This window comes from Pseudomonas sp. H2_D02 (genome assembly GCF_054677635.1).
Map to the genome: position 1 here is coordinate 5,876,463 of NZ_CP162816.1, position 14,831 is coordinate 5,891,293.

At 60.0% G+C, this 14,831-nt stretch carries 14 protein-coding genes and 1 pseudogene; 6 read left to right on the forward strand and 9 right to left on the reverse strand.

All coding sequences use genetic code 11. The features are described from left to right. Positions 1 to 6: 6 nt before the first annotated feature. From cyoE to hmpA, 8 genes and pseudogenes are all read right to left on the reverse strand, one after another. Positions 7 to 894, reverse strand: coding sequence for a heme o synthase (cyoE, locus tag AB4N42_RS26910; protein ID WP_323154495.1), 888 nt, complete (start codon positions 892 to 894; stop codon positions 7 to 9). A gap of 11 nt (positions 895 to 905) precedes the next feature. Continuing rightward, on the reverse strand, positions 906 to 1,241 hold the full coding sequence (gene cyoD / locus AB4N42_RS26915) for a cytochrome o ubiquinol oxidase subunit IV (RefSeq protein ID WP_041022358.1): 336 nt from the start codon (positions 1,239 to 1,241) through the stop codon (positions 906 to 908). Then, complete coding sequence (locus AB4N42_RS26920) at positions 1,242 to 1,868, reverse strand: cytochrome o ubiquinol oxidase subunit III (protein ID WP_030139924.1); 627 nt, start codon at positions 1,866 to 1,868, stop codon at positions 1,242 to 1,244. Between the two features lie 3 nt (positions 1,869 to 1,871). Beyond that, positions 1,872 to 3,902 carry a cytochrome o ubiquinol oxidase subunit I gene (gene cyoB, locus AB4N42_RS26925; protein ID WP_030139923.1) on the reverse strand — a complete coding sequence of 677 codons (2,031 nt, stop codon included), beginning with the start codon at positions 3,900 to 3,902 and terminating at the stop codon, positions 1,872 to 1,874. Positions 3,903 to 3,905: 3 nt separating this feature from the next. Continuing rightward, a complete protein-coding gene (gene cyoA / locus AB4N42_RS26930) occupies positions 3,906 to 4,853 on the reverse strand; it encodes a ubiquinol oxidase subunit II (protein WP_181287658.1) in 948 nt (315 codons plus the stop codon). Positions 4,854 to 5,186: 333 nt separating this feature from the next. After that, positions 5,187 to 5,411 carry a hypothetical protein gene (locus tag AB4N42_RS26935; protein WP_460115579.1) on the reverse strand — a complete coding sequence of 75 codons (225 nt, stop codon included), beginning with the start codon at positions 5,409 to 5,411 and terminating at the stop codon, positions 5,187 to 5,189. A 226-nt stretch (positions 5,412 to 5,637) separates the two neighbouring features. Continuing rightward, a complete protein-coding gene (locus AB4N42_RS26940; protein ID WP_030139920.1) occupies positions 5,638 to 6,147 on the reverse strand; it encodes a disulfide bond formation protein B in 510 nt (169 codons plus the stop codon). 299 nt (positions 6,148 to 6,446) lie between these two features. Beyond that, positions 6,447 to 7,629: pseudogene (gene hmpA, locus AB4N42_RS26945) on the reverse strand (NO-inducible flavohemoprotein). A gap of 150 nt (positions 7,630 to 7,779) precedes the next feature. Between hmpA and norR the strand changes: the two are divergent. The 5 genes from norR (at position 7,780) to AB4N42_RS26970 (ending at position 12,833) form a co-directional block, all read left to right on the forward strand. Then, the gene (norR, locus tag AB4N42_RS26950) at positions 7,780 to 9,333 is read left to right on the forward strand and encodes a nitric oxide reductase transcriptional regulator NorR (protein ID WP_460115580.1); all 1,554 of its coding nucleotides are present in this window, start codon (positions 7,780 to 7,782) and stop codon (positions 9,331 to 9,333) included. A gap of 135 nt (positions 9,334 to 9,468) precedes the next feature. Further along, positions 9,469 to 10,371, forward strand: a complete 903-nt coding sequence (locus tag AB4N42_RS26955; protein ID WP_030139917.1) for a chemotaxis protein CheV — start codon at positions 9,469 to 9,471, stop codon at positions 10,369 to 10,371. A gap of 132 nt (positions 10,372 to 10,503) precedes the next feature. Further along, complete coding sequence (locus tag AB4N42_RS26960; RefSeq protein ID WP_030139916.1) at positions 10,504 to 10,830, forward strand: hypothetical protein; 327 nt, start codon at positions 10,504 to 10,506, stop codon at positions 10,828 to 10,830. Positions 10,831 to 10,910: 80 nt separating this feature from the next. Continuing rightward, the gene (locus AB4N42_RS26965) at positions 10,911 to 11,660 is read left to right on the forward strand and encodes a YkgJ family cysteine cluster protein (protein WP_198796630.1); all 750 of its coding nucleotides are present in this window, start codon (positions 10,911 to 10,913) and stop codon (positions 11,658 to 11,660) included. Positions 11,661 to 11,861: 201 nt separating this feature from the next. Continuing rightward, a complete protein-coding gene (locus AB4N42_RS26970; protein ID WP_431146156.1) occupies positions 11,862 to 12,833 on the forward strand; it encodes a 2-hydroxyacid dehydrogenase in 972 nt (323 codons plus the stop codon). 61 nt (positions 12,834 to 12,894) lie between these two features. On the opposite strand, the gene AB4N42_RS26975 is transcribed toward AB4N42_RS26970, so the two are convergent. Continuing rightward, entirely contained in the window at positions 12,895 to 13,797 is a 903-nt protein-coding gene (locus AB4N42_RS26975) for a DMT family transporter (protein ID WP_030139913.1), read from the reverse strand. Between the two features lie 136 nt (positions 13,798 to 13,933). Here AB4N42_RS26975 and AB4N42_RS26980 point away from each other — a divergent pair, with 136 nt between their 5' ends. Then, the gene (locus AB4N42_RS26980) at positions 13,934 to 14,809 is read left to right on the forward strand and encodes a helix-turn-helix domain-containing protein (protein ID WP_460115581.1); all 876 of its coding nucleotides are present in this window, start codon (positions 13,934 to 13,936) and stop codon (positions 14,807 to 14,809) included. Positions 14,810 to 14,831: the final 22 nt, after the last annotated feature.

The window sequence follows — 14,831 nt, forward strand, 5'->3', positions numbered from 1 at the left end:
TGGCGCTTAAGGCGCGTAAGTCAGCAACAACTCACTCGGCACCTTGAAATCCAGGGACATCATGACGCTCAGGGCGGTGATGGTGAAGATCGAGAACACGAACAGCTTGCGTGCCCAGACCCTGTCATCCACTGCCTTGTAGCCGGTCCAGGCCATGTACAGCCAGTACATGCCCATGGCGGCGGCGACGGCGAGGTAGCTCATGCCGGCGTAGCCGCTGAAGGTCAGCATCAAGGTCGCCACGAGGAAGGCCAGGATGTAGAGCAGGATGTGTTTCTTGGCCACCTGGATGCCGCGCTTGACAGGCAAGACCGGAATCGAGGCTGCCAGGTAGTCGTTGAAGCGGAATATTGCGATGGCATAGGAATGCGGCATCTGCCACAGGCTGAACATCACCAGCAGCGTCAGCGCCGCCATGTCGAAGCTGTTGCTGACCGCGACATAACCGATCACCGGCGGCATCGCCCCCGACAGGCTGCCCACCAGCGTGCCATGGACCGACTTGCGCTTGAGGTACAGGCTGTAGAGGCCGACGTAGATGACAAAACCGATCACCGCGAACAAAGCCGCCAACGGATTGGCCACCCAGTACAGCAGCGCCACGCCGGCCACGCCCAGCACCGTGGCGAAGGCCAGGGCCAGTTGCACCGGAATCAGACCTTGGACCAGCACCCGGTTCTTGGTGCGTTCCATCTTGATGTCGATGTCGCGGTCGATGCAGTTGTTGAACACGCAACCGGACGCCACCACCAGGGAAGTGCCGATCATCGCCGCCAGGAAGATGGCCAGATCGACATGCCCTTTCGAGGCCAGGAAAAACCCGCCCGCCACAGAAAGCACGTTACCGAAAATGATCCCCGGCTTGGTGATTTGGATAAAGTGCTTCAGTGACATCCGGACTTTCCTCAGTGCGCCATCATGTTGGTGTGGATGCTGAACATGATCCACAACGACAAGCCGACCAGCAGAACGATCACCAACGCAGCGAAGACAAACGCAATCACGTTGTTACGCTGGGCGGCCGAGCGGTCCAGGTGCAGGAAGTACACCAGGTGGACCAATACTTGGACCACGGCGAAGATCAGAACGATCCAAAGCGTCAGGCTCTTGGGCAGCGACGGGTACATCACCAGGCCGAACGGAATGACGGTCAGGATCACCGACAGGATGAAGCCGATGGCGTAGGACTTGACGCTGCCGTGGCTGGCGTCGTGGCCATCATGGGAATGAGCGTTAGCCATTTACAGGGTCCCCATCAGATAAACAACGGTGAATACGCAGATCCACACCACGTCCAGGAAGTGCCAGAACAGGCTCAGGCAGCTCAGGCGCGTCTTGTTGGTGGCAGTCAGGCCCTTTTTCTGGACCTGGTACATCATGATCGCCATCCAGATCAGGCCGCTGGTCACGTGCAGACCGTGGGTGCCGACCAGGGTGAAGAACCCGGACAGGAAACCGCTGCGGTTAGGACCGAAGCCTTCGGAAATCAACATGTGGAACTCGTTGATTTCCATGCCGATGAAGCCGGCACCGAACAGGAAGGTCATGGCCAGCCAGCCCAGCACCTGGTTCTTCTTGCCCTTGAACAGTGCGAGCATGGCGAAGCCGTAGGTGATCGAGCTGAACAACAGCAGCGCGGTTTCACCCAGCACATACGGCAGTTCGAAGATGTCGTGGCCCGACGGGCCACCGGCGACGTTGTTGACCAGCACCGCGTAGGCCGCGAAGATCGACGCGAACAGAATGCAGTCGGTCATCAGGTAGAGCCAGAAACCGAATACGGTCATCTCGCCCGAGTCGTGGTGATGGTCATCATGCCCATGGTCATGACCATGGGCGTGTCCAACATTGGTCACTAAGTTCGACATGGTTTAAGCCTGTTCCAACGAGGTTTCAACACGGGTGGCGGTGGCAGGGACTTTCCCGGCCGCGACCAGGCGCTTGTGCTGCTCGGCTTCGATGCGTTCGATGACATCCACCGGCACCATGTAGCCCTGATCGTCACGGGCGGCATGGATGGCGAAATACACCACGGTGCCGACCAGGCTGGCGATGGCCAGCCACCAGATGTGCCAGATCATCGCGAAACCGAACACGGTCAACAGTCCGCCCATGACCACACCGGTGGCGGTGTTGTTGGGCATGTGGATCGGCGAATACTTGGCCGGAGTCTGGTACGCGGTACCGTTTTCCTTGGCTTCAGTGAACGGGTCGATCACGTCCGCTTTCGGCAGCACGGCGAAGTTGTAGAACGGTGGTGGCGAAGAAGTCGACCACTCCAGGGTATGGGCATTCCACGGATCACCGTGTTCGCACATGTTTTCCGGCTTCTTGCGGTCACGCACGCTGACGTACAGCTGGATCAACTGGCAGGCGATACCGACAGCGATCATCACCGCACCGAACATGGCGACGTACAGGTACGGCACCCACTCAGGGTTGGTGGTGGTGTTCAGGCGACGGGTCATGCCCATGAAGCCCAGTACATAGAGCGGCATGAACGCGACGAAGAAGCCGGTGATCCAGAACCAGAACGCTGCCTTGCCCCAGCCTTCGTGCAGCTTGAAGCCGAACGCTTTCGGGAAGTAGAAGGCGAAGCCGGCGATGTAGCCGAACACCGCGCCGCCAATGATCACGTTGTGGAAGTGCGCAATCACGAACAGGCTGTTGTGCAGCACGAAGTCCGCGCCCGGAATGGCCAGCAGTACGCCGGTCATGCCGCCGATGGCGAAGGTCACCATGAAGCCCAGGGTCCACATCACGTGGCTGGTGAAGCGCAGGCGCCCCTGGTAGATGGTGAACAGCCAGTTGAACAGTTTCACCCCGGTCGGGATCGAAATCAGCATCGTCGCCAGGCCGAAGAAGGCGTTGACGCTGGCCCCCGAGCCCATGGTGAAGAAGTGGTGCAGCCAGACCATGAAGCCCAGTACCGAGATCGCGCCGGAAGCATAGATCATCGAGTGGTGGCCAAACAGTTTCTTGCCGGAGAACGTCGAGATGACTTCGGAGAAAATACCGAACGCCGGCAGGATCAGGATGTACACCTCAGGGTGACCCCAGGCCCAGAACAGGTTGACGTACATCATTGGATTGCCACCAAGTTCGTTGGTGAAAATGTGGAAATCCATGTAACGGTCAAGCGTCAGCAGAGCCAGTGTCGCGGTCAGGATCGGGAACGAAGCGACGATCAGGACGTTGGCCCAGGTGCAGGTCCACGTGAAGATCGGCATGTCCATCAGCTTCATGCCTGGGGTACGCATCTTCAGCACGGTGGCGAGGAAGTTGACCCCCGTCAGCGTTGTCCCCAACCCGGATAGCTGTAGCGCCCAGATGTAGTAGTCCACACCCACGCCCGGACTGTATTGCAGCCCCGACAACGGCGGATAGGCAACCCAACCGGTCTTGGCGAATTCGCCGACACCCAGGGAAACGTTGATCAGCACGACGCCGGACACCAGCAGCCAGAAGCTCAGGGAGTTCAGGAACGGGAAGGCAACGTCACGGGCACCGATCTGCAACGGCACTGCCAGGTTCATCAGGCCGGTGAAGAAAGGCATCGCCATGAAGATGATCATGATCACACCGTGGGCGGTGAAGATCTGGTCATAGTGTTCAGGCGGCAGGTAGCCAGGCGAACCCTCGGTGGCCATGGCCAACTGGGTACGCATCATGATCGCGTCGGCAAAACCGCGCAGCAGCATGACCATGGCGACGACGATGTACATCACGCCGATCTTCTTGTGGTCGACCGAGGTCAGCCACTCAGTCCACAGATAGGTCCACTTCTTGAAATAAGTGATACCTGCGAACAATGCCAGACCACCGAGCGCGATGATGGCGAGGGTCACCATGACAATCGGCTCGTGGAACGGGATCGCTTCCCAACTTAATTTACCAAACATCGTTTACTCCTCTGCCCCGGCAGCTGAATGCGAGCTCATGTCCATCCCTTCCATGTTGTGAGCCACTTCCTTCTCGCCCTTCTCGTGATGCATCGGCTTGCCCGGATTCATCCCTTCATACTTGTCGATGATGGTCTGGAACAGGTTCGGCGTTACCGACGAGTAGAGTTCGACTGGGTTGTTCTGGCTCGGTTTGGAAAGGGCTTCGTATTCAGCTTTTTCAAGCTGTTTAGGTGCCTTCTTGACTTCGTTTACCCAGGCGTCGAATTCTTCCTGGGTGGTGGCGGTCGCCTTGAACTTCATGCCGGTAAAGCCCGCGCCGCTGTAGTTGGCGGAGATACCTTCGAGTTCGGTGTTCTGGTTGGCGATCAGGTGCAGCTTGGTCTGCATGCCGGCCATCGCGTAGATCTGGCCGCCCAGGCCCGGGATGAAGAACGAGTTCATCACGGTGTCAGAGGTGACCTTGAAGTTGATCGGCGTGTGGGCCGGGAACACGATCTTGTTGACCGTGGCGATGCCTTGTTCCGGATAGATGAACAGCCACTTCCAATCCATCGACACCACTTCGATGGTGATCGGCTTGACGTCGGAATCCAGTGGACGATACGGGTCCAGGGCGTGGGTCGACTTGTAGGTGACATAACCCAGGGCAATGATGATCAAGACCGGGATGGTCCATACCGCCACTTCGATCTTGGTCGAGTGGGACCACTTCGGCGTGTACACAGCCTGGGTGTTGGACGCGCGGTATTTCCAGGCGAACAGGAACGTCATGACGATAACCGGCACAACGACCAGCAACATCAGCAGCGTGGCGGTGATGATCAGGTTTCGTTCATCCAGGCCGACCTGGCCCTTGGGATCGAGCAGGGTCATGTTGCAGCCTCCCAGCAACAACGTGCCGAGCAGCGGCAACAAGCCTAGTAATCGGGGGTACCTGTTTTTACTCATCTCACGACCTCTAAAGCAGCTTGCGCAATGCAGTTGGGTTTTGATCGCCAACACTTCACCCTGCCAAGGGTTGGCATTTTCTTGGATTGAATAAGGGCTGCCCGTCGAACGTCAGCGGCTGTTCGACACATCCTGGGCCAGCAGTGAGTTCTTATTCGTTGGTCAAAGGCCTAGTTCAAGCCCAATTCCATTTGGTGCGGATAGTTGGAGGCACCGACACCTGGGGTCGCATGGGGCGCTGGCGCCCTTCGACCACTCTCGTGCTCAAGCCTGAGCCGGGTCGGAAATTCGGTGCGGGCGATTGTAGTGAGCTGACGCGCCGTAGACCATGTCTCATCCCGAAATAATTTTTATCCGAACCGGCAACAATCTCTTGTCGATATCGCAACGGGCCAGCATCTTATCGAAATTCATTCTCAACAAGAACCCCAAAAAACGTAAGGCTACTACGCCCGATTTAGACAGCTCCAGGTCGCATGACTGAGCCTTGATAGCTTTCTGGCGCCCGTTTTTCGGGGGCTTGGCGGAGAAGCGCTTCGCTGTTAAAAATGCCTGCACGAGATAACATCCGTATCCTCTGCAAAGGGCCAGCAGGCTGTTTTTTTATTACAGATCGAGGCGTCAATTCGCGTCTTGAAAGGAGCCCGGACCCAACATGTGTGACAACGTGTCGCACATTGCCGCAGGCTATTCTTGCCTCGGATCAAGGCTGATCCTTACCGGGCCTGAAACGAAAAACGCCCCGGCTCCTGATAAGGAAACCGGGGCGTCGTCCTGCGTTGCCTCAGCGAATGGCCTTGCGGTTGCGCGACACCAGCAATGGCACCAGCACGACGGTCAGCACGAACGCCACCAGCGCCCATTGCGCCAGCGACAATCCGAGGATCGGCGGATACGGGGTGGAGCAGAAACCATCGACCTGGAAGCCCAGCGGGAAGATCTTCGCCAGCGGCAGGTCATCGACAATCGGCTGCAGCACATCGATACCGCAGCTGACCGCCGGGAAGAACTGGGTGTATACGTGATGCCCTGCCACTCCCGCGCCGGCCAAGGCGCAAAGCACAACCAGGCCTTCAAAAATCGTCAGGCTGCGGCGGCTGCGCATCGCCGCGCCGATGAAGGCGAAGATCGCGATCAGCAACAACGCATAGCGTTGCAGGATGCACAGTGGGCAGGGAGCCTCACCGAGGACCACCTGCATATAGAGCGCACCGCCGATCAGCGCCAGGCAGATAAGCCCCAGCAGCACGAGATAGCGCCGCTCACGGCCCAGCCGCATCATTTCCTCATTCATTGCGTTTCCCTTAAGTGCATGGATCGACGCGCAGCCTTGCGGCACGTGGCGCGTTATCGGATGGCCGAAGTCTACACGCAGAAGATGAACGAGCGGCAGTCGGCAGTATCGAGGGAATAAACAGGAAGGGGGTTAAGCGCGGATTAATTTCAGTACCGCGTCGGCAGAACCAACGCTATCGCGAGCAAGCTCGCTCCCACAGGGATTGGGGGTACGCCAACAGAATGGCCCCCGAAAAACTGTGGGAGCGAGCTTGCTCGCGATTAAGGCAACCCGGTCTCCCAGGTCGCCCGCAGCCTTTATTCCAACGCAGCCGCCGGCCCGAAGAACTCGTAACGGCTTTGCTCCGTGCGGCACGCCCAAGGCCTTGAGATGCCGCTTGATCGCCGCCATGAAACCCTTCGGCCCAAGGAAATAGGCGTCCAGGTCGCGTTGTTCCGGCAGCCACTGCGCCAGTTGGTCCTCGCTCAACAGCCCGACCTTGTCAGCCGCAGGGCCGGTGCCGTCATGCTCGTCGTAGCAATAGAAGCGCTTGAGTTGCGGATGCCGGCTGGCCAGGTCGTCGATCCAGTCGCGGAAGGCGTGTACTTGCCCATTGCGCGCGCAATGGATGAAGTGCACGGGACGCTCGGTCTGCAACGCCGCCTGCAACATCGCTAGGGTCGGAGTGATGCCGACGCCGCCACTGATCAGCACCAGCGGTTTGTCACTTTCCGTGAGATAGAAGTCTCCGGACGGCGGGAAGAGTTGGATGCTGCTGCCGACCTGGAACTCGTCGTGCAGGTAATTGGATACCCGGCCACCCGCCTCGCGCTTCACGCTGATGCGGTACTGCCCGTTGTCCGCCAGGGCCGACAGCGAATAATTGCGGCGCACTTCTTCACCGTCCAGGACCAACTTCATGCCGATGTATTGGCCAGGCTCGGCCTGCAAGATCGGGCCCTTGTCGGCCGGTTCAAAGTAGAAGGAGGTGATTTCCGCGCTCTCCGGCACCTTCGCGGTGAGGATGAATGCCCGCTCACCGCGCCAGCCACCCGGCGCCGCGGCCTTCTGGTCATACAGGCCGGTCTCGGCGCCGATCAGGATATCGGCCAGTTGGTTATAAGCCGCGCCCCATGCCTCGATCACTTCTGGCGTGGCGATTTCTTCGCCCAGCACTTCAGCGATTGCCCGCAGCAGGCAGGCACCAACGATCGGGTAATGTTCAGGCTGGATTTGCAAGGCCACGTGCTTGTTGACGATTTTCGCCACCAGGTCGCCCAATTGGTCGAGCTGATCGATATGGCGTGCGTACATCAGCACGCCGTTGGCCAGCGCCCGGGGTTGGTCGCCGCTGGCCTGGTGAGCCTGGTTGAACAGCGGGCGCACTTGGGGATATTCGGACAACATCATGCGGTAGAAATGAGTGATCAGCGCTTCACCACCGCTCTCGAGCAATGGGACAGTGGAACGGATGATGGCGCGTTGTTCTCGACTCAGCATAGGTGACTCCTCGCGTGGAACAGATAACGGATACCCATGCTTATCAGTTTTCATGCCACAAAATTTACTACCTAATTTCAATAGGTTAAGAACTTGATAGTCATAAAGACACCACAGCCTTTATAGTCGTTATGACCAACTGGAGTCATTATGACCGCAACCTCCTTGCTCACCTCACTGCTGCCCCTGGTGGCGGATCTGTCCCGCGAATTGCCGGAAGGCGAACGTTACCGGCGCTTGCTCGGCGCCTTGCGCGCCCTGCTGCCGTGCGACGCCGCCGCGCTGCTGCGCCTGGACGGGGATTGCCTCGTGCCGTTGGCCGTGGATGGCCTGAGCACCGACACATTGGGACGGCGATTCCGTATCAACGAACACCCGCGTTTCGAGGCGTTGCTGGCCAATTCGCAGCCAACCCGCTTCGCCACCGACAGTGACCTGCCCGATCCCTACGATGGGCTGGTCGAAGGCCTGGACGAACATCTGGAAGTCCACGACTGCATGGGTTGCCCGCTGTTCGTCGATGAGCGGCCCTGGGGGTTGCTGACCCTTGATTCATTGGATCCGGAACGCTTCGAACCGATCGACCTGAGCGCTTTGCAAGCCTTTGCCAGCCTCGCCGCCGCCACTGTCAGCGCCGCCGAACGGATCGAGCGGTTGGCTCTGAGGGCCGAGGATGAGCATCACCGCGCCGAGGTCTATCGCCAGGCGAGCGGCCAGCAGCATCGCGACATGGTTGGCCAGAGCAAGGCCCACAAACGCCTGGTGGAAGAAATCAAGTTGGTGGGCGGCAGCGACCTGACGGTGCTGATCACCGGCGAAACCGGCGTCGGCAAGGAACTGGTCGCCCAGGCGATACACGCAGCCTCCAACCGCGCCGACCAACCGCTGATCAGCCTCAACTGCGCCGCGCTGCCGGACACCCTGGTGGAAAGCGAGCTGTTCGGTCATGTGCGCGGCGCTTTCACCGGAGCCATGAACGACCGGCGCGGCAAATTCGAACTGGCCGATGGCGGAACCTTGTTCCTCGATGAGGTGGGCGAGCTGTCCCTGACCGTCCAGGCCAAGTTGCTGCGGGTCTTGCAGAGCGGTCAGTTGCAACGCCTGGGCTCGGACAAGGAACACCGCGTCGACGTACGCCTGATCGCGGCGACCAATCGCGACCTCGCCGACGAAGTGCGCAATGGCCGTTATCGGGCCGACTTCTACCATCGCTTGAGCGTGTACCCGCTGCAGGTGCCCGCACTGCGTGATCGCGGGCGTGATGTGTTGCTGCTCGCCGGTTTTTTCCTGGAACAGAACCGGTCGCGCATGGGCCTCGGGAGCCTGCGCTTGACCAGCGATGCCCAGGCCGCGCTGCTGGCCTACGACTGGCCGGGCAATGTGCGCGAACTGGAACATCTGATTGGCCGCAGCGCGTTGAAAGCGCTGGGCCACTGCAAGGTACGGCCGAAAATCCTCAGTTTGAGCGCCGAAGACCTGGACCTGCCCCGCGCAGCCTCGGACACCGTTCCCATTGCCAGCCCTGCGCCAGCGCAGCCGGAGTTGACGACCGGCGACATGCGCCAGGCCATGGAAAATTATCAAAGGCAACTCATCAGCGCTTGCCTGGAGCGTCACCAGCACAACTGGGCCAGCGCCGCCCGAGAGCTGGGCCTGGACCGGGCGAACCTGGGGCGGATGGCGAAACGGCTGGGCCTGAAATAGTGGCTTGTGGCAGCGATCCATGCGATCGACAAGCTTTCGCCCTAAAGCCTGCCCCCTACAAGTCGATAACCCGTTATCAAAAGCTGTCTTGGCGATCTACATCGCTCGCCCCACCTTTTTACACAGAAGGTTTTTATGTCTTCCAACAAAGCCCGCGCAGATTCACTTTCGCTTCTGCTGTTTACCTTGCGCAGCGGCAAGCTGATGGCAATCAACCTGCTCAAAGTCAGTGAAATCATTCCCTGCCCGCCGCTGACCAAACTGCCGGAGTCGCACCCGCACGTCAAAGGCATCGCCACGCTGCGCGGAACATCACTGTCGGTGATCGACCTGAGCCGCGCCATTGGCGAGCGCCCGCTGGAAGATCCCGATGGCGGCTGCCTGATCGTCACCGACGTCAGCCGTTCCAAACAAGGCCTGCATGTCCAGGCTGTGAGCAAAATCGTCCATTGCCTGACCACCGACATCAAGCCACCGCCCTACGGCTCCGGCGGCGTGCGTGCGTTCATCACCGGTGTGACCTCGGTGGACGGCACGCTGGTGCAAGTGCTTGATATCGAAAAAGTCATCCATGGCATCGCCCCGGCACAGATCGAGACGGCGCCCACCGAGCTGAGCATGGAAGACGCCGAAGTGCTCGGCAACGCGCGGATCCTGGTGGTCGATGACAGCCAGGTCGCCCTGCAACAATCGGTGCATACCCTGCGCAACCTGGGCCTGCAATGCCACACGGCCCGCAGCGCCAAGGAAGCCATCGATTGCCTGCTGGAGCTGCAAGGCACCGCGCAGGAGATCAACCTGATCGTCTCCGATATCGAGATGTCGGAGATGGACGGCTATGCACTTACCCGCACGCTGCGCGAGACGCCGGATTTCGCCCATCTCTACGTATTGCTGCACACCTCGCTCGACAGCGCCATGAACAGCGAAAAAGCACGATTGGCCGGCGCCAACGGCGTGCTGACCAAGTTCTCTTCGCCCGAACTGACCAAGTGCCTGATCACGGCGGCCAAGGCCGTGGCTGAACAAGGCCGCTGAGTTCGCTGAAAATCGATCGCAGCTTTCTTTGGCTCCAGCGCAACGAAAGCCGCGATCCATTCTCGTCACCCGCCCTTCGCCCTCGCCTCAGGCATACTCTTGTCCTGGTTTCCCAGAACAAGGACTTTCCTGATGAAAACCCCAGCCCTGATTCTCTTCACCCTGATCGCCCTGTCGTCGCAGGCCCACGCCTCCAGCTCCGACGCCTGGGCCACCTATGACAAGAAAGTACTCGCCAGTTGCGTCAAGGCCAGTGGCTTGAAAAACGCCGAACCGGTCGGCACCGCCGCGCAATTCGATGACCGCGTCGGCTACACCGCGCTGCTGCTGCAAGGCCAATACCCGCAAAAGCACATGAAAGGCGCGACCGGTACCGAACTGTGCCTCTACCGCAAGAAAACCAAGACCGCCTTCGTTACCGAATGGGACTCGATCCGTCCCGCCGGCACGTCCCAGTGAATGGCGCATAACTTGCTTCGCACCGCTCATTACGGCGTTTTTCTGACGCCGCTTCCAGCCTATTTGCCTGCGGTCGATTAATGAATACAACGTTTTCCTGCGTAGGGTGCGGCAAGTGCTGCTCCGGTCATCACGTTCCCCTGACGCTCGACGAAGCCAGGATGTGGGCGAGTGACGGCGGTCAAGTGATCGTCCTGATCGAGGCCTTCCTGCCCAATGGCCTCGGCCTGCCCGTGGCGCAGCGCGAACATGCCGAACGGCGCTCTGCGGTAGTCCGCAGCGGCACGAGTGAAGCCTTGGTGGCAATCACTTTTGCCGCCTACAACGCCGGCCCCTGCCACAACCTGGATGCCGACAACCTGTGCAGCATCTATGAGCGCAGGCCTTTGGTGTGCCGCATCTATCCGATGGAAATCAATCCGCACATCCCGCTCAATACCGCCGCCAAGGACTGTCCACCGGAGTCGTGGGAAACGGGGCCGCAGTTGATCGTCGGCGGCAAGTTGGTGGATCAGGAACTGGCAGGATTGATCGAGCGCTCACGTCAGGCTGACCGTGAAGAAATCGGCATCAAGGAACGCATCTGCGCCTCCTTGGGCATTCACACCACGGCCCTGAAGGGCGACGGATTCACGGCGTACCTGCCGAACATGGAGGCGTTTGCCGCGGCCATCGACCTGGCCCGTTCGCAGCCACTGCAGCCGCAAGCCAGCGAATGGCAGTTCCATTTGTCTGGGGATGACATTGCCAGCCAGGTCATGGCCAGTGGCGCGCGGGTGGTCACGGAGGCCCCCGTCAATTACGCCTTTATTTCCCTGCGCGCGGCATGAATCTCTGAGAATCCCTGTGGGAGCGAGCTTGCTCGCGATAGCGATTCATGTGCCAGTCTGTCGTCGCCTGATACACCGCTATCGCGAGCAAGCTCGCTCCCACAAGAGACTGGTGGCCCTGCGATTACGCCGTCCCCTCTCGCCTAACCGCCGCCAAGAATGTTAGCGTGCTTGGTATTCCATGCAGATGAGCCTTGCACGATGAAAAAAACCGTACTTGCCTTCAGCCGTATCACACCGCCGATGATCGAACGCCTGCAACAGGAATTCGACGTGATCGTGCCCAACCCGTCGAAGGGCGACATCAACGCGCAATTCAACGAAGCCCTGCCCAATGTCCATGGACTGATTGGGGTCGGCCGCAAGCTTGGCCGCGAGCAATTGCAGCACGCCACCAAGCTTGAGGTGGTATCCAGCGTGTCGGTGGGCTATGACAACTACGACCTGGCGTACTTCAATGAACGCGGGATCATGCTCACCAACACCCCCGACGTGCTCACCGAAAGCACTGCCGACCTGGCGTTCGCCCTGCTGATGAGCAGCGCCCGTCGCGTCGCTGAACTGGATGCCTGGACCAAGGCCGGACAGTGGCAGGCAACCGTCGGGCCACAACTGTTCGGCAGCGATGTGCATGGCAAGACCCTGGGCATCGTCGGCATGGGCAATATCGGGGCGGCGATTGCCCGACGCGGCCGGTTGGGGTTCAACATGCCCATCCTGTACAGCGGCAACAGTCGCAAGACAGCGCTGGAAAACGAGTTGGACGCGCAATTTCGCGAACTGGACCAATTGCTAGCCGAAGCGGATTTCGTCTGCCTCGTGGTGCCCCTCAGCGAGAAGACCCGCCACCTGATCGGCCAGCGCGAACTGGGCCTGATGAAACCGAGCGCGATCCTGGTCAATATTTCCCGCGGTCCGGTGGTGGACGAGCCAGCACTGATCGAAGCCCTGCAGACCCAGCGCATCCGTGGCGCCGGGCTGGACGTCTACGAGAAAGAGCCGCTGGCCGAGTCGCCACTGTTCCAGTTGAAAAACGCCGTGACCTTGCCACACATCGGCTCGGCGACCCACGAAACCCGGGAAGCCATGGCCAATCTTGCCGTGGAAAACTTGCGCAGCGCATTGACCGGCGAACGACCGAAGAACCTGGTCAACCCGCAAGTCTGGAAATAAAACACACTGTGGCGAGGGAGCAAGCTCCCTCGCCACAGGGTTTATCGCCTGACGTTGTGCATCAGCGGGCACCCAGCGCGACTTCCGTTGCTACGGGTCGTGGCTTGCGAAACACCAACACGTTACCCAGCATTACCAACACCAGCCCTGCCAGCGCTGGCGCCGTCCATTGATAGCCTTCCGCGAACGCCGAAACGTTTAACGCCACCACCGGAAACAATACCGTGCAATACGCTGCGCGCTCCGGACCCATGCGGCCGACCAGCGTCAGGTAGGCAGTGAACCCGATCACCGAGCCTGGGATCACCAGGTACAGCAGCGAGCCGACGTAGCGAACGTTCCATTCCATGTCGAACGGGATGCCCTGGAACAGACACCACACCGACAACATCGCCGCCCCGTATGCCATGCCCCAGGCGTTGGTGGTCAGCGGCTTGAGGCCGGCTTTCTGTTGCAGGCTCGACAACATGTTGCCCGCCGAGAAACACAACGTCCCCAGCAACGCCAACGCCAACCCGAGCAAGGTTTGCGGGCTTGCGCGGTGACCAGCCAGTTCCGGCCAGAACAATAGCGCCAGCCCGAACAGTCCCAAGGCGCCGCCCAGCAACACGTTACGGGCGATGCGCTGGCCGAAGAACACCCGGGCGTTCATGGCATTCCAGAGGGTCGCGGTGGAGAACACCACCGCAACCAATCCGCTGGGAATCCACTGGCTTGCGGTGAGGAAACACATGAAGTTGATGCAGAACAGGCAAAGGCCCTGGGCGAGGCAGATCAAGTGGCCGCGCCGGTTCATCACTTGTAGACGCCGGCTGAGCACCAGCATCGCGAATAGGATCAGCGCGGCAAGACCGAAGCGATAGACAATCGACACGGGAATCGCGACGACGCCCAACTGCAGCTTCAAGGCGATCCAGGTGGTGCCCCAGATGAGTACGGTCAGCAGGTACAACGAGAGGTTCATGAGGGTGACTCCTGGCAATGGCCTCCAGTGTCACGTCGATGCATGTCCGGCGCTTGCGTAAACTTGCGGTTTTTATGCGGGTCAGGCTGGCACGGGGCGGATGACGGAGTAGGATGCAAGCGTTGGAGAAACGATCATGGCCAGTCTGCAAACCCTGCAAGTCTTCCAAGCCCTCAACAGCTCGCCCAATGCTCGCCTTGAGCACAGCGCCGAGCTCGGTGACGGCATGGCGGCCGCTTTGTGGAGCAATCATCACGACGCCCGCGACTACGAAGCGCCGACCCACCATACGCTGTCGTGCTATATCGCCGGCGGCACCGGTACGTTTCGCCGCGAGCGGCCTGATACCACCGGAGCGCCCGACAAACTCTGCGTCCTGCCGGCAGAGCATGAATCAGCATGGGTCATCAACGGCGACATCCGCCTGGCCCACCTGTATTTCAGCCCGGAGCAGTTTGCCGTTGGCTGTGTCACGCTACTCGACCGCGAACCCAGGCAAGTGCAGTTGCACGAAGCGACGTTTCTTGACGACCCGCAACAGGCGCAGCGCTTTCGCCAGTTGATCAACCTGAATTGGGACGAGCCCGCCGAGCGCCTGCTCACCACCAGCCTCGCCCATGACATGCTCAGCCACTTGCTGCTCAGCCAGGTCGGCCCACGCCAGGGTCTTCGTCTCAAGGGCGGGCTTGCTCCTCACCAGCGGCGCATGCTGGTGGAGTACATCGACGCTCAACTGGCCGAGGCCATCAGTCTGGGGCAACTCGCTGCGTTGTGCGCGCTCTCCGAATACCACTTTGCCCGGATGTTCCGCGAAAGCTTCGGATTGCCACCCCATCAGTATGTGCTGGCAAGACGCCTGTCCCAGGCGCGGCAGCTATTGCGCAGCACTTCGCAACCGCTGGGCGATGTAGCGCTGGCCTGTGGATTTGCCAGCGCCAGCCACTTCACCCACCGATTTCGCCAGACCCTGGGCGCGACGCCTGGAGAGTATCGCCAGGCGTTCCTGCGCTAAACGCAAACGGGCCTGCATTAGC